Below are 20,902 nucleotides of genomic sequence, written 5' to 3' on the forward strand. Positions count from 1 at the left end.
TCTCAATTAGTATAATTGTATATTCAAAAAGATCGGTAAAAAAGACTAAAAAGCCCATGGTGGCGCGGAAATTTGCCATTTTATTTTTATCGGACTCTTTGAACAACCTTTATAAGAATGTGTAAAAAGAATGTGTAAAAAGTGAATAAAATCACTTAATACTCTATCATTAAGTGATGAAATATAGTATACTTACATTAGAAGATAATAGATTATAGTCATTTTAAAGTAATAAAAAATGAAAATAACAGAAGCATCATTATAAACTATATTGAGGAGTGAAGTTTCATGGTAACACTTTATACCTCGCCAAGTTGTACATCATGCCGTAAAGCGAAAGCATGGTTAGAGGAGCATGATATTCCATTTAAAGAGCGTAATATTTTCTCAGAGCCGTTGAGCTTGGATGAGATTAAGGAAATTCTTAGAATGACTGAAGACGGAACAGATGAGATTATCTCCACTCGTTCGAAAGTCTTTCAAAAATTAAATGTCAATTTGGATCAATTGCCGCTTAAGGACCTGTTCCAGTTGATTCAGGACAATCCAGGTTTACTAAGAAGACCGATTATCTTAGATGAGAAACGATTACAAGTAGGTTACAATGAAGATGAAATTCGTCGCTTCTTGCCGCGTACTGTTCGTACCTTTCAATTAAAAGAAGCGCAGCGGATGGTGAACTAAATGAGAAAGCAGATCTTATGTAGAAGATCTGCTTTTTTTTACTGAAAATGTTACTCGCAGCTATGAATTTTTCCGCTGTAATAACAAACCATAAAGAGAGACGCCCGTCAGTGGAAGTCTGCATTTTGCAACGCGATTAGTCTTGACCGAAATCATACATGGAGTCTAGGACGAACCGCTTTATGCTAGTTACTTGACAATCTTAGGATTTAATGGATAATGGGAGTTCCACACACATATATTGTATGAAGCAGAATATCTAAATAAATGAATCATATAACTAGTGACAAATGGAAGCGAATAAGCTAAAATCTATAGATAATATAAGAATGTGAAGAATTTTAATTTTTTTGGCTTAATTGTTTTCAAAAACATCATTTTTATCATACAATATATATAGAATAAGTTAAAGTAGCTGATAAAAAGGGTAAATATAAATAAGGGTTTAGCTAAACAAAGTCCCTTCCACCCCATTACTTTTGCAAGAAGGGAGAGTTTATATAATGGAAATAGAGAGAATTAATGAGAATACCATTAAATTCTACATCTCTTATATGGATATTGAAGATCGTGGTTTTGACAGAGAGGAAATATGGTATAACCGTGAGAAAAGCGAACAGCTTTTTTGGCAGGTTATGGATGAAGTGAACTATAATGAGGAAGATTTCCAAATTGATGGACCATTATGGATTCAAGTTCAGGCATTGGAAAAGGGTCTTGAAATTGTTGTAACAAAGGCTCAGCTTTCTAAAGACGGACAGAACCTGCACTTACCAACTGAATCAGGCAAAACCATTGATATGCCAGTCGATGACAAAATTGAGTCATTGCTTGAAGAGAAGTTTGGCCCTGCAGAGAAAGATTTAAGCCAAGCAGAACAGTATGGTCAGGATTTTGTTGTTGTGGTTAAATTTGCTGAGTTAGAAGATATTATTCAGTTAAGTCATGTGTTTGAATCCGTCGAAGGGATGAAAGATGAACTGTATTTCTATGAGAACCAATACATGTTAGTGACACGTTTCGATGAAGAATTCTTATCAGATGATGAACAAGAAGACCTTATCAGCCAAATTTTAGAATATGGTCAGGAATCAACGGTGACTGTATTTATTGTAGAAGAATACGGGAAAGCAATCTTTGCCGAAGAGGCACTCGCTCAAGTCAGCGAGCATTTTGCAAGATAACTAAGTATCGAATTTTGGTGCTTAGTTTTTTTGTGGTATAAGAAATAAAGTACGATAGCCATTCTAAGCCGTTGAAAGTACAACAAAGCCATTTAGCTAAATGTTTTGGAGTATAAGAGCTTCTAGGAAAACAACATACTTTTTCAACCCTATTTAACGAATGCCGAGTTTTTTTTATGATAAAAAGACTATGTAAGCTTTCGCTGCTTAAATGAGTAATACATTATATTCAGATACCTGCTGGTCTTTCCCTCTCTCTAAGGCCTCTTCTTTTACGCCTCTTGTAATAATACTGCCAAATAGAAATACCCCCCAGCAAGTAAAATAAACTCGATAATCCCAAATCCCTATTATTTTTTAATTGCACTTTCCGTAACGTGAACCACTATACTTTGATTTAAACATCGTGATAAACACGTTTCATTTGATTACAAATTGAGTGGGGAGAGATCAATGGAAAGGATACGACTGCTGGATGTGTTAAGGGGTTTGGCAATTATCGGAACACTGGGTATTAATATTTGGATTTTCTCATTAATGGATAGTCAGGGAGGTTTTTCTGACAACGAAGGGTTAGCGTATCTGGAATCATTGGATGCGTTTATATACACGTTGTTTATATTTTTATTTAACGGAAAATTTCTTGGGCTCCTTACCATTATGTTTGGAGCAGGACTAGAGCTAAAACGGCAAAAGAATCTGTCCGCAAATCGAAAATTTCTTGGTGTTTATGTATGGAGCTGTGTGCTTTTGTTCATAGATGGATTGTTACATTTTCTGTTTGTGTTTGAGGCAGATATTCTAATGAGTTATGCGTTAGCAGCCAATCGTTGCTGTCATTCTGGACAAGGGCAATGAATTAGCGAAGTGGATCGGATGGATTCTCGGCATACTGCATGGCGTCGTAATCATCGTCATTAGTCTGGGGTTCGGTCTTTTGTTAAGGTTTGAAGAAGCACAGGATATGATGACTAGAGTGTTTCAACGAATAGCTAATGAAACAGCAGAAATCTTTTTATACGGAGGTTATTGGGAGCAGGTTGCTTACCGCAACAGCCATTTTTTTGAATTGCGGATGGAGGCTGTTACTATTATTCCTTTTAATATTTGTCTGTTTTTAATTGGTGTCTGGCTGGTGCGCAGCGGATATTTTGCACAAACAGAAGTTGGCAGAAAGAAACGGATCAAGCTGTTGAAATGGGGCATGGGCATTGGAATTCCGTTAAACGGTATTATATTTACTCCTTTAGCTGAATTTAACGTTGTAGCCGATCGTTATTTATTTGCTCCGATTATGTCATTAGGATACATCGGACTTGTTTCCTATCTCCTTGATAAATACAGCACTTCTTTTATGATACATGCATTAGAAAAAGTGGGGAGAGTCGCATTAAGCTGTTATATACTGCAAAATATCTTAGCCTGTGTTATTTTTTACGGCTGGGGGTTTGGTTTAGGTGCTTATAGTAACGTTTGGATTGTTATGGCAGCATGGCTGTTTATATCTGCATTGTTGATCATGTTTTCCTTTAGCTGGCTGCGCTTCTTTAAACAAGGACCATTTGAATATATTTGGAGAAGTACTGCCAATGTTAAATTTAAATAAACGGACTATTTTTTTCAAGTATTATTGACAACCGAATATATATTAAGTATACTTTCGGTATCAAGATTTAAAAAGGAGTGTTCTAATATGTATAAACCAGGTTTTACATTATGGTACAGTGTTAGTGATGTCGAGCGTACATTGGCATTTTACACGGAGCAGTTAGGATTTGAAATCGATTCATATGACAAAGAAAATGGTATGGGAAGTGTGCACACCAATACGAAAGATTGCTACATTGGATTTTCCGAAGCCGAGCAAGTCGTTCCGTCCACAGCCGCTGCCGTCATTGAAGTAGAGGATATTGATGCGACAGTTAAACATTTGAAAGAGAAGGGGATTGTGTTTAACGGTGAGGTTTCTACCATTCCGGGATATGCTAAACTAATTACCTTTAAAGATCCGGACGGACATGATATGGAATTATCTCAAACACTATAATGGAAAAAGTTGTTCAGATGATACACATCACGAAAGAACTTTCGGGAAGGTGGAACATTCCAATTCTGCTGTCACTTGATGAATCAGGAGGCAGATTCACTCCTTTAAAAAATATGCTGCAAATTTCACCATCCAGGCTGAGCAGCAATTTAAAGACGATGAAAGAAACAGGGCTTATTCAGCAGCTATCTCCTTTTGAGCGGAACCATCCATTGCTTCCGGAATACAAACTTACGGAAAAAGGGCACTTCCTGAAAGAAGCTGCCCTTATCATTTCAAATGCTGAGCATCAGCTGCAACAAGGATTTCTTGCTGCTAAAGCGTGGAACTGGCCGATATTAATTGCCCTCTATCACCAATATCATGAGTTTAATGCTATACGTCAGCTATTGCAGACAGTAACACCTCGCATACTGTCCAAACGGCTCAGTGAACTTCATGAAAAAGGTATAGTCGAGAAAACATTAATCACAGATCCAACACCAAAGTATACGTACGCTTTAGGTGTAGACTCCGAATCGATTATTCAAAGTACAAATAGTAAATTGACTGCATTGCTTTAAGTTCATCTCTTGTTTTGGTGTAATGGCATCAAAAGCAAGAGATTTTTCTATGCTGTTTTGCTGGTTTAGCACGTCCCAATGCTTTTTTATGTGCCAAAAAGCACGTTTATCACAGTAGATATTCTTACGCTTTCAGAATGCATGGAAAGTAAGGGAAACATATGTTTATTTCGTTAATCGAAATAAATTATGTTATACTTACGGAAAGAACACAGCAGAAAGTAGGAAAGCTATGACAAATGAACAGACGACCATTAACCGCACCCCTCTAATGATTGTTTTAATTTCAGGAGCTTTTGTTGCCATTTTAAATCAAACGTTATTAGGTACGGCATTACCACATATCATGGCTGATTTACAAATTGATCCAGCCACTGCCCAGTGGTTACAATCGATTTTTATGCTTGTTAATGGGATTATGATTCCTGTTACTGCTTTCTTAATGGAACGATTTACAACCAGGGCATTATTTCTGACCGCTATGGGAAGCTTTACGATAGGTACGTTGATTGCTGCCCTTGCGCCTGATTTTTCCTTTCTTATGGCCGGCCGTGTATTGCAGGCTGCCGGCGCTGGGATTATGATGCCGTTGATGCAGACAATTATGTTTCTTGTTTTTCCAATTGAGAAACGTGGTTCAGCCATGGGGATGTTTGGGTTAGTTATTGCTTTTGCTCCGGCAATCGGACCTACATTATCAGGCTGGCTGGTGGAGCACTTTCCATGGCGAAGCTTATTCTATGTTGTCCTGCCGATTGCAGTCCTCGATCTCATCGTAGCTTATAAAATTTTAGTGAATGTAACCAAGCAGACATTCCCGAAGGTAGACACTATTTCTATCGTATTATCGACTCTAGGTTTTGGCGGTTTGCTTTATGGCTTTAGCTCAGCTGGAGATATCCAATATGGCTGGGGGAGTCCAATGGTATATATTCCCTTAATTATCGGTGTAATTACGTTAATTTTCTTTATACACCGCCAATTACATTTAGAAAAACCAATTTTGGAATTCCGGATTTTTCAATATAGAATGTTTGCTTTGACAACTGCGATCGGGATGATTTCTTTCTTAGCTATGATTGGCGGAGCGATTATTTTACCAATTATGATGCAGGATTATTTAGGTTATAGTGCGCTTGATTCTGGTTTGGCATTATTACCCGGTGCTGTTTTAATGGGGTTGATGAATCCAATAACTGGCCGTCTTTTTGATAAATTTGGCGGGAAATGGCTGGCTGTTATTGGCTTGGGTCTGATAACAGTGACGACATTTATGTTTACCGTCTTGACAACTGACACATCATGGATGTATATCGCTACTGTCAATGCGATCCGGATGTTTGGAATTGCAATGGTGATGATGCCAGTAACAACCGCAGGATTAAATCAGCTGCCAGAACGATTAATTCCTCATGGAAGTGCAATGAATAATACGTTACGGCAAATGTCAGGTGCCATTGGTACGGCATTATTAATATCGGTAATGTTAAATCAGGCCATACCTGCAGATGGGCTTTCCGGTATGGTAGAAGGAGTGAATATTTCCTTCATGGTAGCAGGGATTTTTGCCGCAATTGGTTTTCTATTAGCCTTTTTTATCACCAATTCCATCCCAAGAAAAAAAACGGCATAAGCAGGGAAATACACCTTCATGTAGAATTATATACATGGAGGTGTTTTCCTATGTTACAAGCAATCAATCAAGATGGGCAAGTAGTAGCTATCTGGTCAGTGGATCGGCAAGAGATCGAACAAATGCGTAGCATGACCTTTTATTGTCCTGCTTGTAAACAGCCATTAATAATCAAAGCTGGGAGCAAGAAATCTCCACACTTTGCTCACAGGGTTGACAAAGGCTGTGCCTTGTCAGGTGAAAGCAGCTATCATGATGAAGGCAAAAAGGATATCTATGTGTGGCTGAAGCGTCAAGGCTATAAGGTCTATTTGGAACATCATATTGCAGAGATTAATCAGCGGCCTGATATCTTATTGGAGATAGCAAATAAACGAATTGCCATCGAATATCAGTGTGCTGCCATTTCACAGCAAGAAATGTTGAAGCGGACGGCAGGCTATCGTTCTGTTCAGATACATCCCATTTGGATTCTAGGCGGCAATCGACTGAAACGTCAATCAGCAGACACGTTACATGTCTCTATTGCTGATCAGGTTTTTCTCTCGCAAATTCATCCTGTTTATCCATTAGCTTTGTACTATTACTGTTCTGCTTCCAAACAAATTGCTTCATTTCAGGACATTATTTTTGTCACTAGGCGGACAGCATTTGGTAATCTTACATTTAAGAAGTTATCCGGACTTACTTGGCAAGAACTCTTTCAACCGCATTATCGATCTAAATCTTTGTTTCAGCGGTTTTGGCGGCGGAAGAAAGAGAAATGGCGCTATCAGCCTGCTTCTCCTTATCATCAGCAAGAACAGGTGTGGCGGCAATGGCTCTATTTAAACCAACTGCAAATCACTGATTTTCCTTCCTATGTGTATCTCCCGATTACATCACAATATCAAATGAAATCTGCTCCATGGATTTGGCAATCTCGTCTTTATGTAGATTTATTTTTACAAAGACAGCAGTTCTTTCGGTCAGAGGCAGAACATATACTGCATGATCATTACCTTCCCCTTGAGCAATTTCCCTTAATCAATAATAAGACTAACCCCATTGATGAATATCTTCAACTTTTGATCCGCTTTCAAGTAATTAAAAAAATCACCAGCAATCAGTATCAGGTTAATCATAGTACTGTATGATTCAGCGTAAAATAAGGTATAATAAATTAATAACCTTGTTAAGGAGGATGTATATGACAAAAGAGCAAAAATCATTGCCAACTCGGGATCAGATTCCCGAAGAATTAACTTGGAAACTAGAAGATATCTTTGCTACAGATGAAGAATGGGAGAAAGAATGGCAAGAGGTTAAAAATGTATTACCTAAATTCGAATCTTTTAAAGGGACACTAGGAGATAGTGCAGACAAGCTATATCAATTATTTACTTTGCAAGATGAAGTCTCGGAAAGTTTAAGTAAATTATATACATACGCACATATGCGCTATGATCAGGATACAACGAATTCCTTTTATCAAGCACTAAATGGAAAGGCTGAAACACTTATTACACAAGCTTCCAGTATGATGAGTTTTATCACGCCTGAAATATTGAAACTTGATGAGTCTGACTTGAATCAATATGTGAAAGAACATGAAGGATTACAGCGTTATCAACATACACTTGATGAAATTAACCGTCAGCGCCCCCATGTCTTGTCTGAGCAAGAGGAGGCTTTACTGGCCGAAGCTTCAGAGGCGACGGATAGTGCTTCACAAACGTTTGGAATGCTTAATAATGCAGATCTAACTTTTCCAACGATTGAAGATGAGAATGGTAATCCAGTGGATTTAACTCATGGCAGATATATTAACTTTTTAGAATCTGCTAACCAACGTGTAAGACATGACGCCTTTAAGGCAATGTATGACACGTATGGACAATTCAAAAATACTTTTGCTTCTACACTCCAAGGTGCAGTGAAAAAAGATAATTTCTATGCGAAGGTTCGTAACTATGATTCAGCACGTCACGCTGCCTTGGATAAAAATAATATTCCTGAGTCTGTTTATGATAATCTAATTGAGGCTATTCATGAAGGATTACCTTTACTGCAGCGCTATGTCGCACTCCGTAAGAAGGTATTGGATGTTGACGAGCTCCATATGTATGATTTATATACGCCAATGGTTCCGAATGTCCATATGAAGTATTCTTATGAACAGGCACAAGAAGCTGTTATCGAGGCTCTGAAGCCGTTCGGTGAGGAGTATTTAGAAGTAATGAAGCGAGCCTTCAGCGAACGATGGATTGATGTAGAAGAGAATAAGGGCAAACGGAGCGGTGCTTATTCGTCGGGAGCGTATGGTACGAATCCTTATATTTTAATGAATTGGCAAGATAATTTGAACAACTTATTTACTTTAGCACATGAGCTGGGTCACTCTATGCACAGTTATTATACTCATGACAGCCAGCCATACCGTTACGGAAACTATTCGATTTTTGTAGCAGAAGTAGCTTCTACTTGTAATGAAGCGCTGTTAAATGAGTATTTAGTGGAACAGACCGATGATCCGAAAGAAAAGTTATATCTGCTTAATCATTTCTTAGAAGGATTTAGAGGTACGGTGTTTAGACAAACTATGTTTGCTGAATTTGAGCATATGATTCATCAACTATCTCAAGATGGGGAAGCTCTAACAGCAGATCGGTTAACAGAAATTTATTATGACCTGAATAAGACGTATTTTGGAGATGACTTAGTGATTGACGAAGAAATCGGTTTGGAGTGGGCTAGGATTCCACACTTCTACTATAATTATTATGTATATCAATATGCAACAGGTTATGCAGCCGCACAGTCATTGGCTGCACAGATCCTGGAGGAAAAACAACCAGCTGTGGAACGGTACTTGGATTATTTGAAAGCTGGAAGCAGTGATTATCCAATCGAAGTTTTAAAGAAGGCTGGAGTAGATATGACCGAAAAAACGCCAGTCGAAAATGCGCTAAAAGTATTTGAAGAAAAACTGAATGAAATGGAAGCATTATTAGAGCAAGAATTAGCCTAAAAAATGGTCTAAAAAAAGAATCGGGGTGCAGTTGAATTCTGCCCCGATTCTTTACATAATCTTGATTGCTAACGCGATCATCCGATTCAATTTAGCGTTATAAATGGTCTATTCATGTGAAGGTTAATGTCTTCTATCCTTTAGTAAAGCAGAAAGGACCTGAGGGTGTCCAGCGCAGCGTTTTTTTTTGCTGAAATAAGTAAGGGCAAAAGTCGCCAGGTATCTCCTTATATAAAACGAGAGCGGCGTCTATTAGATGGTTTAAAACCTTTGAATTGTTTCTTTGATTGATAAAAATACACGGTAACATAAATAGAAATAAATAGTAATGGAATGGTGAAGTAGGGAGGTATAATTCGCATCAGGCCAAAGATATTGAGTATGAATGCCAAGACAGGAACGAATAAGAGCATTATTCGCATAAAAACCCTCCTTTCTAACTTCGCAAAGTATGTACGAAATATTGGATTGCTTGAACATCCTCCTATAAAAGCATCTTGATTATCGTTTATAAGTCTGTCTCAAAGTTCAAGCAGAGTGAAGAAGTTAGGATAAGGAACATTTGACTAATTTTTTGAAGAGTTTAGGTTGCTGTATTTCTTTTAGTATATGTCCAACATTGCGTGAAAATCACTTAAGGAAACAGAAATGAGGAAGAAGAGGAATAAAAATGACAAAATTGTGAAATATTGAACATGTATATTGTTTATCTGACAGACTTTTGTTATAGTGAGTACAAGTTAAACAAATATACCCCATTTTGTTTGACCTGATTTATCTCCTGTCCCTTATCTAGAGTAGCAAAGAGGAGCTGCTTGAGTACAGCTCCTCTTTGTTATTGTGTATATTTCCAAAAACAACCGAATTTAACGGGTACTTTTTCTACAAGTTGTTTTAACTGTAATTTTTTCATTTCCTTTTCTGCCTTCTCCATGGACCAATCATAAACGACGGCCACCTCTTTGGTACCAACAAAATTATAATGAGAAATAAAATCTAATAATTTCGGCTTTTTTGCTGGAAGAGGTTCTTTTTGTAACATTTGCTTTAGTATTCTGACGTATACTTCATAAGGATAGCTTCCAGAAATTTTTAACCCGGCGTCATCTTCTGATTCGTTAAAGAAAACCATCGTAGGCAATTCATCGACTTCCATTTCTTTGGTAATCTTTATATCACAGTGCAAAGCTTTTTTGGCAGAACAAGAATATAGGTCGTTGCGGAATTCGTCTAGATCCAAGTGCACTCGCTTGGCAACGGTCAACAAATTCTCTTCTTGTGTGATATTTTGCTTATCTAAAAAAGCCATTTCTTGCATCTTTCGTAAAAAGCGTTTCCCAGCCTTCTTTCCTTGTAATTCAGCAGCCTTGATGGCGATCGAGGCAAGGCGTGGCTGATGAATAGGGTTTTCAACCCAAATGTCTCCATCACATGGCATACCAGTACGGTTGGCTGTCTTTTCCCAAATATCCTTTAGTTGACGAGGCTTTTCAAAAGACTCTCTGTTAGCACATAAGGCTTGCCCGCTAAGGACAGTTCGAATCGTGAAAAAACGTCCATATTCAATGGATAATTTCTTGATAAAAGGTTCTAATGCCCAGCATTCAGGACATAATGGATCTATAAAAATATATATTTCAATCGGTTTTTTTAAAATGTCAATAAAGTGATAATGCGTTGTTTGGTTCCGATCTTGCTTGTTCCAAGATCCGGCAGATTTCCAATTCACAATGATTCTCCTTTCTGTTCGGGTGTATTCATCATGTGATTGGCTGTCAAAGTAAGCCGATCAAACATTGCACTACGGTACGGTTCAGGAATTTCTGCCACTTCTAAAGCCTCTTCCATACAGGAAAGCCACGCGTCACGCCTTGTTGGAGTAATCGGAAAGCGTAAATGTCGTTTCCTCATCATTGGATGTCCATGTTCTTGAATATATAAAGGCGGACCTCCAAAAAATTGAGTTAAAAACTGCGTTTGTTTTCTTGCAACTTCTGTAAAATCATTTGGGAAGATAGGGATTAAATCAGGATGTTTGGCTACACGTTCATAAAAAGCCTCGACTAATTTCTTGATTGTTTCTTCTCCGCCAATTGCTTCATAAAGAGAGCTAGTTGTATCTTTCATATTTTTCCAAACCTTTCTCGTTCCATGATCCTCATATTCTTTATCACAGTGTTAATGGTTCGTAAGTCCCTCACTGATAAGAAAATAGGAATAAAGAGGTGAGGGATAACGTATGCTGTCTTGATAAGTCTCGCTATCCATCAGCCGAAAGCTCCCGACTGATGGAAGTCTCACTTTGCCACGGTGTAACGTCCGTAAGTCCCTGTTCCCAAGCGCATATCATTATCAAGCAACAAGGAAATAAGGGGAAACGATCGTTAACACCCTGATAAGTCTCGCTATCCATCAGCCGAAAGCTCCCGACTGATGGAAGTCTCACTTTGCCACGGTGTAACCGTCCGTAAGTCCCTGTTCCCAAGCGCATATCATTATCAAGCAACAAGGAAATAAGGGAAACGGTCGTTAACACCCTGATAAGTCTCGCTATCCATCAGCCGAAAGCTCCCGACTGATGGAAGTCTCACTTTGCCACGGTGTAACCGTCCGTAAGTCCCTGTTCCCAAGCGCATATCATTATCAAGCAACAAGGAAATAAGGGAAACGGTCGTTAACACCCTGATAAGTCTCGCTATCCATCAGCCGAAAGCTCCCGACTGATGGAAGTCTCACTTTGCCACGGTGTAACCGTCCGTAAGTCCCTGTTCCCAAGCGCATATCATTATCAAGCAACAAGGAAATAAGGGGAAACGGTCGTTAACACCCTGATAAGTCTCGCTATCCATCAGCCCAAAGCTCCCGACTGATGGAAGTCTCACTTTGCCACGGTGTAACCGTCCGTAAGTCCCTGTTCCCAAGCGCATATCATTATCAAGCAACAAGGAAATAAGGGGAAACGGTCGTTAACACCTTGATAAGTCTCGCTATCCATCAGCCGAAAGCTCCCGTCTGATGGAAGTCTCACTTTATTGTAACAGTCTTTATATCAAACAATCAAATTATGTGTTTGGTGATACGATCCTGCATGGTTAAAGGGACTAACTGTTATTGAACAGTTGTTAGATACACTGCTGCTCTTATTCTATGATTAGCTGGATAGAGTTTTATAGAAACGGGCGATCTTATTTGCAGTTTTTCTCCTTGGGATTTGCAGTATATTCAATATAGATGTAAATACTTGCTCACCTTGCAAACGAGTGGCTGCTTCTAATTCCAATTCATAATCGGTTTGGCCATTGTAGCAGCTAGTATCCAGTACAACAATTGTCTGTTGATAGTTACACTCCAGACGTTTGGTTTCCAACCGTCCGCCATATTGTAAGTTTTTTGAATTAATACCTATTACTGTAAGGTAGCTCTCAATCTCTGGTTTCGGAATAATAATACCATTCATCCAGGAGTGTGCTTCCGCAGGTGTCAGGGAAGCATGCACTTCCAACAGCCCGTCTCCATCTGGGTTAGGTTTTTTTAAAGTTAACTGAAATTGGTTATTCTTTTCTCTTATACGCAGTGCGGCATGATGTTTCTTTAAATCAAACTGCCTCGTCTCAAAATAATAATTCTTTTGATGTGTTTCTTTCCAGTGATATGCTCGAAAAAATTTGTGTATGGATTCATACTCTTTTTCGGTAATTAGATTTTTATATTCAATTTCGATTTCTTCTGTCATCAAGGCTCCTCCTTTCCTTAGCGTATCATTGTGCAAATCAACTGCAATGCCAATGTAATACAGTAGTCTATAGATAAAATTGGACTACTTCTAAAAAAGTTGCTGCGGAGGGCATGGTTTATTGAACAGTCTCCATCCCCAGCTCCAGTCAAAGAGGCCCTTCTTTTGTATAGTTAGAGTCTACCAAAACAACAACTAACGAAAGAGGACCTCTAAATGAAAGATACCATATCTGCATTAACAATGAAAGCCCCAGAACAAATAACCTGCCGTGCACTGCAGCAAAGTTATTCTCAACTGACTGTTCCCGCGTTTCTGATCGGCAGACCCAGCAAAGCGATGGAGATATTTTTAGGCTATCCGGAATTAGAACAATATAAATATTTTACTCAACGTTGATCGAAAACTGTCTCGAATGTACCATTATTTAAGTGTTATTACGATAGGCACAACAATTACAAATGGAACAAGCTCAGTTACCTAAACAAGGATTGGTTTTTTCATTTTATCTGGAAACCAACTCTTTTTTATGGTAAAATAGTTGCATTACATATGGAGGAGGAATGGGAATGAGGAAATTATTAATACTTATATTGTCGATGTTCTTTTTACTAGCAGCATGTGGAGAAACAGCCAATGAAACAGGAGCAGCTGCGGAAGAGGATAGCACTTCAAACGAGGAGACAGATTCTGGTTCTGAGGAAGAAGCGGACGAATCAAGTGAAACGGAAGAGGCTGCAAGCGAAAATGAAAACAGTGGAGAAAGTGAATCAAGTACATATGATGAAATTCTACTTGATGATGATAATGTCAAAGTAGTATTAACTGAAATTGAAACAGAAAGTGATGACATATTTGGTGATCAACACAACATCAAAATGGAAATTGAAAATAAACTTGATGAAACAATAGAAGTACAGTCTCGTGAGGTTTCTGTTGATGGTTTCATGGTCGATGATATGGTAGTTTTCAGTGAAACAGTAGCAGGAGGCAAGAAGTCGAACGCTGAACTCACTATTATGGCATTTGACGAGGAACTTCCGGAATTAAACGAAAACATAGAATTTAAATTAATGATTCTGGATGAAGACTTCATGGAAGTAACAAGTGCAGACGTTACTGTCGATATTAAATAAACAAATTGAAAGTCATCCTAACGGGTGGCTTTTTTATAGTTTTTTTAGCTGGAAACATGGTCATATTTGTGTTTTACATTGAATAATGAAGGTAACCAATAAGCGTAAAGGTGTTCAGTGGGTGATTTGCCCATCCCCAATTGAACGATAGTTACACGGTGATAAAAACACTGTTATATCAATATTTAAAAAGTTTTCATGTGTATATCTTCCCTGTGAATAATATATATATGGTAAAATGAAGGTAGATATCAACTAAAGCATTTGCTTGGAGCTGGACGTGGCTATCCTTTGACAAGTAGGTATCCGCAAGCAAGAATTCTATCATTCCCTAGCCAACAAGCAACAAGAATAAAATGAATTCTTTCGCTATGTAGTTTCAAACAGTGCATAGAAAAAAGCAACGCAGGACAGGCTGTCTTGCGCGAGTTTATAATGTGTAAAAAAATAGCAACTAGGTGGTGCTGCATATGAACTGGAGAACCTTCTTGGCACCTTATGTCCAAGTCGTGGAGGAATTGAAAGTTAAACTAAAAGGAATGCGGGCTCAGTTTGAATATGAGACCAATCATTCTCCAATAGAATTTGTTACTGCGAGAGTAAAGCCTATTTCCAGTATTAAAGAGAAAATGAAAAGAAAGAATATACATATAGACAACATTGAAACCGAACTTCAAGATATTGCAGGGGTTAGGGTAGTGTGTCAGTTTGTTGATGATATTGATGATATTGTGGAACGATTAAAATCTCGTAATGACTTTGAGGTGATCGAAGAACGAGATTATATTAATCATAAGAAAGAAAGTGGTTATCGCTCTTACCATTTGATTATTTCTTATCCAGTAGAAACCATTCATGGAGAGAAGAAGGTTATTGCAGAGATTCAGATCAGAACACTTGCGATGAATTTTTGGGCAACCAATGAACACTCGCTTAATTATAAGTATGAAGGACGAATTCCGGAAAGGATTAGGGCACGTTTAAAAAGAGCAGCAGAGGCAGCCTTTAAATTAGATGAAGAAATGTCCAAAATTAAGGATGAAATCCAGGAAGCACAACGTATTTTTCGAACGGATAAAAATAATCATAAGTAAGGGAGGAACCAATGATGCGCTTTTGTATTCTGTCAAGGGAAGATAGTAAATCAAAAGTTATTACCTCTAGGATGAGGCAATACTTAGAGGATTTTGCTCTGGTCTATGACAAAGAAGAACCTGAGCTAGTCATTTCTGTCGGGGGAGATGGCACTTTTCTTGAGGCGTTTCATACGTATCGACACCGATTAAAGGATACGGCCTTTATCGGCGTTCATACTGGTCACTTAGGTTTTTATGCAGATTGGGTGCCCGAGGAAATAGAAAAATTAATTATAGAAATTGCAAAGAAACCATTTGAAGTGGTGGAGTATCCCTTATTAGATATTAAGATACATCCAGTTGACAGTAATGAGTATCAGCATTTTCTGGCACTAAATGAGGTGTCTGTTAAATCGACAGAAGGCACATTGGCGATGGATGTCCATATCAAAGGAGTCCATTTTGAACGTTTTCGAGGAGACGGCTTATGTGTGTCTACTCCTTCGGGAAGTACTGCTTACAATAAGGCACTTGGCGGAGCAATCCTCCACCCATCTTTAAATGCCTTACAAGTGACAGAAATGGCCTCGATTAATAACAGGGTATACCGAACGATAGGCTCACCGTTAATTTTACCAAAACATCATGTCTGTGAATTGTTGCCGATTTATCAGGGCAGAAATATTTTAATTACTATTGATCATCAAACAGAAGTATACAAGAATATATCGCGAATCGAATGTCGTGTAGCTAATGAAAAAATCCGCTTTGCACGATTTCGTGCATTTCCATTCTGGAAAAGGGTGCACGACTCCTTTATCTCCGATGAACGATCATAAGTATGAAGGTGAACGCAAATGAAATGGAAAGTCCATCATGCAGAGGAAGGGCTGCTATTAAGAGATTATTTACGTCAAGTAAGACACATTTCCCGTAGTGTATTAACTGCTGTGAAGTTTGATGGCGGCAAACTATTGGTAAATGAGGAAGAAGTTAATGTTCGTTATCGACTTGCAGAAGGTGATTGGATTGAAGTAATTTTCCCGCCTGAAGAGCGAAGTGAACAACTGATCCCAAAACCAATACAGCTGGATATTGTATATGAAGATGACGATGTGCTTGTCTTACATAAACCAGCATATCTGGCTACTATGCCATCGCCCTATCATCCGGAAGGTACACTAGCTAATGGAATTATTCACTATTATGAGGAACATGACATTCCATATACGGTACATGTTGTTACAAGACTGGATCGTGATACATCCGGCTTGTTGCTGGTAGCGAAACACCGTTATAGTCATTCGCTGTTGTTTCAGCAGCAACAGCAGCACAAGGTAACAAGACACTATCAAGCGATCGTATCTGGGCATTTTTCCAATAAAAAAGGTACGCTAAACTCTCCTATTGATCGTGTGCCAGGTTCGATTATGCAAAGACAGGTAACAGAAACGGGTCAGGCAGCTGTTACCCATTATCAAGTGATTGCAGAGCTTACTCAGGTGTCATTGTTGGATATTCATCTAGAAACGGGCAGGACCCATCAAATACGGGTTCATATGTCAGCTGAAGGTCATCCGCTAATAGGCGACCAAATGTATGGAGGCGACACCGAACGGCTTACTCGACAAGCCTTACACTGCTGGCAGCTTGCCTTTTATCAGCCCATTACAGGTGAACCGCTATCGTTTCAACTTCCGCTGCCTGAGGATATGCAACAGGCATGGGGAAATTATCAAGGTCATTAAAAGGCCATAGTTTGCTTGAGGCTATCATCCGAGACTTCCATCAGAGCTTTTCATCCTCAACTAACGGTTAGCACTGTGATAAGTAAAACTCAAAAAGCTACCGATGTTCCAATCGATAGCTTTTTTTCGTTCTATTGAAATTTTTCTTCAGTAAATGGCAGCCGGGAAGGTACATCGACAATTTCTTTCTCTGGGAAACGGATGGCCGTTAATTTATTGCCAAACACACAGCCTGTATCAATATTGACCGTATGCTGTACAAAACGTGCTTCTAAGACAGGAGTATGTCCGTAGACAATCCATTTATCACCTTGATATTCCTGAGCCCAATCTCTTCTTTCCGGACGACCGTCAGCTAGTTGTTTTCCGGTAATATCTCCATATAATACAAAGGTTTTTACCCTGCTGCCCGATTGGCCAATATATTTTTCCGGAATGCCTGCATGGGCTATCACAAGGTTAAGCGAATCAAAGCTCTGATACAATGGAGCTTGTTGATATAAGGTGAGCATCATTTGCCGCACTTGTTCTTGCTCGCTCTTTGGAAGTTGTTCCCACTCAGCAACAGTGGTTTCCAGCCCATGTTTGAGCTGGACCTTATTTCCCAAGAAAAAACGAAATAGCTTATTGCAATGATTGCCTGGCACATAATAGGCTTGTTTCTGTCTAATGACTAAATCATACACCAATTTTATTACAGCAATGGAATGTGGGCCTCGATCAGTTAAATCACCGATAAAAGCGAGCTGTCTGCCTTCTGGATGAAGAAGCTGTTTATCTTGCCATTGATAGCCGAGTATGTGCAGTAAGTCTTCCAGCTCTTGAAAACAGCCATGAATATCTCCAATGATATCTAATTTCACCTTAAAAACCTCGATTCCATAACTGCTGTGTCAATGCAACACAAGTCTGATGTTTTTCTAAAAATGCCTGCTTCTATAACAAAAGGACTTTAGGAATCTTCAAACATGTAGTCCTTAGTCCGGTAATAAACACTAAGGGCAATTCCAATCGCCAACATATATGTCATTATCGAGTTTCCTCCATAACTAATAAAAGGAAGCGGTAATCCTGTTACTGGAAGTAATTGAATCAGCATGCCAATGTTTTGGAATACTTGATAGGTAAACAAACCGATAATACCGACAATCATGTAGGTAGCAAAAGGATCTTTACAGCGTAATGCAATATAAATCAATCGATAAATAAGTAAAAAGTAAATCAAAATAACTAAACTGGATCCGAAAAAGCCAAACTGTTCGGCGATAGCAGAGAAAATAATATCAGTATGATATTCAGGGATACGGTAAGTCATTTCAAACCCGCCAATACCCTTACCTACTAACTGGCCGGAACCGATGGTGAGCATTGCGCGTACGACTTGGTAGGCCCCGCCTTGGGCATGTTCATCCGGTATCAGCCAGCCTTGGAACCGGGATACAATATGTTCCATGCCATTATTGATTAAAAGTTGGTTGACTGCATCCGTGAAATTGAGATATAGGTAGATAGCGGTCATAAAACCTATCCCTAAGGTACCCACTATAACCAAAATAATACGCCATTTAATGCCGGAAACTAAGATCATACAACCGGTAATGGCAGCTAAAACAAGTACAGCTCCATAATCGGGCTGCTGGGCAAGGAATGCCATTGGAATTAAGGCGATAATGACCATTTTGGCTAACAGCCATAAATCCATCTTTATAGTGTGCTCCGGATATTTCTCATTATGTGTGGCCATAATATGGGCGAGAAAAATCAACAAAAACACCTTGATAAATTCTGCGGGCTGGAGGGTACCTATTACAGGAAATCGAAACCAGCCCCATGCCCCATTTACATTAGTAGCAATTCCTGGCGGGAAATGAAAATACAGCATAACAAGTGACAGAACACCTAACCCATAAAGAACGATAGAAATCTGGCGTAATCTTTCATAATCGAACAACAACATACCTGCAGCAAGCATAGATCCGATGATATACCAGACAATCTGTTTGAGGTACATATTGTGATACAATGGACTTTGATTTAGATAAGGATTAAGTGTATACAAGATGAACACACTAATAACTGCCAGGATGATGACAATTAATATTAAGGCATAATCAATTTTAGATTTATATTTTTGTTCAAGCATAATGTATGATAACCTTTCTTTCTTGAAAAAATTAGACTATGTCTAGTATAGTTTAAAAATGGTTTTTTGAGAAATAAAATTGCTGATTTTTTATTTGCTGCCACTTTATATAAAAGGGGAAAAACCGACTTGATTTATTATATAGCAACAAAATATGCCATGTTTCTTATTTTATCATTTAATTTTGCCAAGAGTGTGTAAATTCTACGTATTTTATAGAGACATGTGTTATTCTGTTTACAGCTTCTTATTTTGATTGAGTAATATCTGACAACCTTATTATAAAAGAAATGGACAGCGATACAAAACCGTTACTCAAATGAGCATCGTCTTTAATGGTTTGGCTTGTTTTTCTGTGCGAAATGGTGTGATTTGCACAGGATCATATAAAGGTTGTTTTCCCCAGTGTCACGGTTAACACTGGGGTGAAACAAGTAATAAAATGAAGGAAGCTAATCAAAGAATAGTAAAATCAAGTAAAACTTATCGGGGTGTCAGCCTCCAGACTTCTAGAAACTTCTCCAAGTATGGAAGAGAAAGGGTTGCACCGAGATAAACAAGAAATGGGGGTAGGAATAATGGAACATTTGGAAAAGCAAGAAAGAATGGAAGTATGGGATAAGATTCAAGGGGCACTAATGGAGGAACAGATTAGCCAATTTCGGGCAGAATTCTTAGCTTTACATCCATATGACCAAGCTAAGATTTTCGAAGAGCAGCCAGAAGATATACGTTTTTTAATATATTCCTATTTATCCCCGGAAGAAATGGCCGAGGTTATTGAGAATGTAGATAATGATCTGGTAACGACTTTTATTACAGAAATGGTACCAGCCTTTGCTGCCAAAGTATTGGAACATATGGCGATTGATGATGCAGTAGATATTCTTAACGAACTAGATACTAATAAATTGGCCAGCTTTTTAACGATAATGGATCAAGAAGTGGCGGCAGAAATTAAGAAACTATTGCATTTTGAAGAAAAAACAGCCGGAAGTATTATGACCACAGAATATGTGGTTATTCATACACAAATGACGGTGAAAGAAGCCATGCGTCATCTGCGAAAAGAAGCGCCTGAGGCAGAGACTATTTATTATATTTATGTCGTCGATTCTTATAAGAAGTTAGTAGGAGTAATCTCTCTGAGAGACTTGATCATTGCAGAAGGAAATTTAAAAATCAAAGAGGTTATGAGTGAGCGGGTCGTTTCCGTACAGGTGGGAGAAGACCAGGAAGATATCGCACAAATGATGCGTGACTATGACTTTCTTGCATTACCGGTCGTTGACTTTCAAAATCATTTATTAGGGATTATTACTGTCGATGATATTATGGATGTTATGGAAGAAGAAGCAAGTGATGACTACTCAAAACTTGCTGGTATTTCGGATGTGGAAAGCAGCGGGGATACAGCTTTTTCATCGGCCAAGAAACGTCTGCCATGGCTTATTATTTTATTATTTCTTGGTATGGTAACAGCAAGTGTGATTGGACGGTTTGAGGCAACATTGGAACAAGTAGCGATTCTAGCGGTATTTATTCCATTAATTGCCGGTATGGCTGGTAACACAGGGACACAAGCCTTGGCGGTTGCAGTAAGAAGTATTTCAACTGGTGAAATGAATAAAAAAGGAAAGGCGTCTGTTATTTGGCAAGAGGCAAAAACGGGAATTATTACAGGTGTATCTTGTGGGGTAATCATTACGCTGTTGATTGCCTTCTGGTATAGTGATTTTTTCTTAGGAGTATTGGTGGGAATTTCCATTATGGCGACCTTGCTGGTAGCAACTATTTCAGGTGCTGTCATTCCATTGATTATGCATCGCTTAAAGATTGACCCAGCTGTTGCCTCGGGGCCGTTTATTACCACTCTAAATGATTTAATTTCTATTTTTATTTATTTTGGACTAGCAACGGCTTTTATGCGTTTTTTAATCTAGAT

The 20,902-nt window shown here is 38.6% G+C and carries 21 protein-coding genes; 15 read left to right on the forward strand and 6 right to left on the reverse strand.

The genetic code is table 11. From position 1 onward, the window contains the following. Positions 1 to 288 precede the first annotated feature (288 nt). The 9 genes from spxA to pepF all read left to right on the forward strand — a co-directional run bounded on the left by spxA (position 289) and on the right by pepF (position 9,121). Complete coding sequence (spxA, locus tag JOD18_RS02440) at positions 289 to 684, forward strand: transcriptional regulator SpxA (RefSeq protein WP_204667343.1); 396 nt, start codon at positions 289 to 291, stop codon at positions 682 to 684. A gap of 503 nt (positions 685 to 1,187) precedes the next feature. Beyond that, the gene (gene mecA / locus JOD18_RS02445; protein ID WP_204667344.1) at positions 1,188 to 1,868 is read left to right on the forward strand and encodes an adaptor protein MecA; all 681 of its coding nucleotides are present in this window, start codon (positions 1,188 to 1,190) and stop codon (positions 1,866 to 1,868) included. 453 nt (positions 1,869 to 2,321) lie between these two features. Next, entirely contained in the window at positions 2,322 to 2,726 is a 405-nt protein-coding gene (locus JOD18_RS02450) for a DUF418 domain-containing protein (protein ID WP_204667345.1), read from the forward strand. Between the two features lie 79 nt (positions 2,727 to 2,805). After that, positions 2,806 to 3,474: a DUF418 domain-containing protein gene (locus JOD18_RS02455; RefSeq protein ID WP_204667346.1), complete on the forward strand. Its 669-nt coding sequence runs from the start codon at positions 2,806 to 2,808 to the stop codon at positions 3,472 to 3,474. 87 nt (positions 3,475 to 3,561) lie between these two features. Next, positions 3,562 to 3,915: a VOC family protein gene (locus tag JOD18_RS02460; protein ID WP_204667347.1), complete on the forward strand. Its 354-nt coding sequence runs from the start codon at positions 3,562 to 3,564 to the stop codon at positions 3,913 to 3,915. 17 nt (positions 3,916 to 3,932) lie between these two features. After that, positions 3,933 to 4,478: a winged helix-turn-helix transcriptional regulator gene (locus tag JOD18_RS02465; RefSeq protein ID WP_204667348.1), complete on the forward strand. Its 546-nt coding sequence runs from the start codon at positions 3,933 to 3,935 to the stop codon at positions 4,476 to 4,478. 232 nt (positions 4,479 to 4,710) lie between these two features. Beyond that, on the forward strand, positions 4,711 to 6,111 hold the full coding sequence (locus tag JOD18_RS02470; RefSeq protein WP_204667349.1) for an MDR family MFS transporter: 1,401 nt from the start codon (positions 4,711 to 4,713) through the stop codon (positions 6,109 to 6,111). A 50-nt stretch (positions 6,112 to 6,161) separates the two neighbouring features. After that, complete coding sequence (locus JOD18_RS02475; protein WP_204667350.1) at positions 6,162 to 7,247, forward strand: competence protein CoiA; 1,086 nt, start codon at positions 6,162 to 6,164, stop codon at positions 7,245 to 7,247. Between the two features lie 53 nt (positions 7,248 to 7,300). Further along, positions 7,301 to 9,121 (forward strand): oligoendopeptidase F, encoded by a 1,821-nt coding sequence (pepF, locus tag JOD18_RS02480; protein WP_338029478.1) that lies wholly within the window; start codon positions 7,301 to 7,303, stop codon positions 9,119 to 9,121. Between the two features lie 227 nt (positions 9,122 to 9,348). Here pepF and JOD18_RS02485 read toward each other — a convergent pair whose 3' ends face one another. The 4 genes from JOD18_RS02485 to JOD18_RS02500 form a co-directional block, all read right to left on the reverse strand. Next, positions 9,349 to 9,543 carry a hypothetical protein gene (locus JOD18_RS02485; RefSeq protein WP_204667352.1) on the reverse strand — a complete coding sequence of 65 codons (195 nt, stop codon included), beginning with the start codon at positions 9,541 to 9,543 and terminating at the stop codon, positions 9,349 to 9,351. Positions 9,544 to 9,956: 413 nt separating this feature from the next. Continuing rightward, the gene (locus JOD18_RS02490) at positions 9,957 to 10,850 is read right to left on the reverse strand and encodes a DsbA family protein (RefSeq protein ID WP_204667353.1); all 894 of its coding nucleotides are present in this window, start codon (positions 10,848 to 10,850) and stop codon (positions 9,957 to 9,959) included. Continuing rightward, positions 10,847 to 11,248, reverse strand: coding sequence for a globin domain-containing protein (locus JOD18_RS02495; RefSeq protein ID WP_204667354.1), 402 nt, complete (start codon positions 11,246 to 11,248; stop codon positions 10,847 to 10,849). Before JOD18_RS02495 ends, JOD18_RS02490 begins: the two co-directional genes overlap by 4 nt. Positions 11,249 to 12,272: 1,024 nt before the next feature. Further along, positions 12,273 to 12,854, reverse strand: a complete 582-nt coding sequence (locus tag JOD18_RS02500; RefSeq protein WP_204667355.1) for a CYTH domain-containing protein — start codon at positions 12,852 to 12,854, stop codon at positions 12,273 to 12,275. Positions 12,855 to 13,070: 216 nt separating this feature from the next. Here JOD18_RS02500 and JOD18_RS02505 point away from each other — a divergent pair, with 216 nt between their 5' ends. From JOD18_RS02505 to JOD18_RS02525, 5 genes are all read left to right on the forward strand, one after another. After that, on the forward strand, positions 13,071 to 13,253 hold the full coding sequence (locus tag JOD18_RS02505; protein ID WP_204667356.1) for a hypothetical protein: 183 nt from the start codon (positions 13,071 to 13,073) through the stop codon (positions 13,251 to 13,253). 170 nt (positions 13,254 to 13,423) lie between these two features. Further along, entirely contained in the window at positions 13,424 to 13,990 is a 567-nt protein-coding gene (locus JOD18_RS02510) for a hypothetical protein (protein WP_204667357.1), read from the forward strand. Positions 13,991 to 14,460: 470 nt separating this feature from the next. Next, positions 14,461 to 15,084 carry a GTP diphosphokinase gene (gene yjbM, locus JOD18_RS02515; RefSeq protein ID WP_204667358.1) on the forward strand — a complete coding sequence of 208 codons (624 nt, stop codon included), beginning with the start codon at positions 14,461 to 14,463 and terminating at the stop codon, positions 15,082 to 15,084. Positions 15,085 to 15,098: 14 nt separating this feature from the next. Then, positions 15,099 to 15,905 carry an NAD kinase gene (locus JOD18_RS02520; RefSeq protein ID WP_204667453.1) on the forward strand — a complete coding sequence of 269 codons (807 nt, stop codon included), beginning with the start codon at positions 15,099 to 15,101 and terminating at the stop codon, positions 15,903 to 15,905. Between the two features lie 18 nt (positions 15,906 to 15,923). Continuing rightward, positions 15,924 to 16,814, forward strand: a complete 891-nt coding sequence (locus JOD18_RS02525) for an RluA family pseudouridine synthase (RefSeq protein WP_204667359.1) — start codon at positions 15,924 to 15,926, stop codon at positions 16,812 to 16,814. 131 nt (positions 16,815 to 16,945) lie between these two features. On the opposite strand, the gene prpE is transcribed toward JOD18_RS02525, so the two are convergent. Continuing rightward, positions 16,946 to 17,677: a bis(5'-nucleosyl)-tetraphosphatase PrpE gene (gene prpE / locus JOD18_RS02530; protein ID WP_204667360.1), complete on the reverse strand. Its 732-nt coding sequence runs from the start codon at positions 17,675 to 17,677 to the stop codon at positions 16,946 to 16,948. Between the two features lie 89 nt (positions 17,678 to 17,766). Beyond that, positions 17,767 to 18,957: an FtsW/RodA/SpoVE family cell cycle protein gene (locus tag JOD18_RS02535; RefSeq protein WP_204667361.1), complete on the reverse strand. Its 1,191-nt coding sequence runs from the start codon at positions 18,955 to 18,957 to the stop codon at positions 17,767 to 17,769. Positions 18,958 to 19,535: 578 nt separating this feature from the next. Here JOD18_RS02535 and mgtE point away from each other — a divergent pair. Further along, on the forward strand, positions 19,536 to 20,900 hold the full coding sequence (gene mgtE, locus JOD18_RS02540; protein WP_204667362.1) for a magnesium transporter: 1,365 nt from the start codon (positions 19,536 to 19,538) through the stop codon (positions 20,898 to 20,900). Positions 20,901 to 20,902 lie beyond the last annotated feature (2 nt).

The organism is Gracilibacillus alcaliphilus (genome assembly GCF_016909015.1).
Taxonomy (GTDB): Bacteria; Bacillota; Bacilli; order Bacillales; family Amphibacillaceae; genus Gracilibacillus; species Gracilibacillus alcaliphilus.

Excerpts from the sequence above, each read along its gene's own strand:
- JOD18_RS02525 (WP_204667359.1), top strand. The coding sequence starts at position 15,924 with ATGAAATGGAAAGTCCATCATGCAGAGGAAGGGCTGCTATTAAGAGAT.
- JOD18_RS02485 (WP_204667352.1), bottom strand. The coding sequence starts at position 9,543 with ATGCGAATAATGCTCTTATTCGTTCCTGTCTTGGCATTCATACTCAAT.
- JOD18_RS02520 (WP_204667453.1), top strand. The coding sequence starts at position 15,099 with ATGCGCTTTTGTATTCTGTCAAGGGAAGATAGTAAATCAAAAGTTATT.
- JOD18_RS02465 (WP_204667348.1), top strand. The coding sequence starts at position 3,933 with ATGATACACATCACGAAAGAACTTTCGGGAAGGTGGAACATTCCAATT.
- JOD18_RS02500 (WP_204667355.1), bottom strand. The coding sequence starts at position 12,854 with ATGACAGAAGAAATCGAAATTGAATATAAAAATCTAATTACCGAAAAA.
- JOD18_RS02505 (WP_204667356.1), top strand. The coding sequence starts at position 13,071 with ATGAAAGATACCATATCTGCATTAACAATGAAAGCCCCAGAACAAATA.
- JOD18_RS02460 (WP_204667347.1), top strand. The coding sequence starts at position 3,562 with ATGTATAAACCAGGTTTTACATTATGGTACAGTGTTAGTGATGTCGAG.
- mgtE (WP_204667362.1), top strand. The coding sequence starts at position 19,536 with ATGGAACATTTGGAAAAGCAAGAAAGAATGGAAGTATGGGATAAGATT.
- mecA (WP_204667344.1), top strand. The coding sequence starts at position 1,188 with ATGGAAATAGAGAGAATTAATGAGAATACCATTAAATTCTACATCTCT.
- JOD18_RS02510 (WP_204667357.1), top strand. The coding sequence starts at position 13,424 with ATGAGGAAATTATTAATACTTATATTGTCGATGTTCTTTTTACTAGCA.
- JOD18_RS02535 (WP_204667361.1), bottom strand. The coding sequence starts at position 18,957 with ATGCTTGAACAAAAATATAAATCTAAAATTGATTATGCCTTAATATTA.
- JOD18_RS02475 (WP_204667350.1), top strand. The coding sequence starts at position 6,162 with ATGTTACAAGCAATCAATCAAGATGGGCAAGTAGTAGCTATCTGGTCA.
- yjbM (WP_204667358.1), top strand. The coding sequence starts at position 14,461 with ATGAACTGGAGAACCTTCTTGGCACCTTATGTCCAAGTCGTGGAGGAA.
- JOD18_RS02450 (WP_204667345.1), top strand. The coding sequence starts at position 2,322 with ATGGAAAGGATACGACTGCTGGATGTGTTAAGGGGTTTGGCAATTATC.
- JOD18_RS02470 (WP_204667349.1), top strand. The coding sequence starts at position 4,711 with ATGACAAATGAACAGACGACCATTAACCGCACCCCTCTAATGATTGTT.
- pepF (WP_338029478.1), top strand. The coding sequence starts at position 7,301 with ATGACAAAAGAGCAAAAATCATTGCCAACTCGGGATCAGATTCCCGAA.
- spxA (WP_204667343.1), top strand. The coding sequence starts at position 289 with ATGGTAACACTTTATACCTCGCCAAGTTGTACATCATGCCGTAAAGCG.
- JOD18_RS02495 (WP_204667354.1), bottom strand. The coding sequence starts at position 11,248 with ATGAAAGATACAACTAGCTCTCTTTATGAAGCAATTGGCGGAGAAGAA.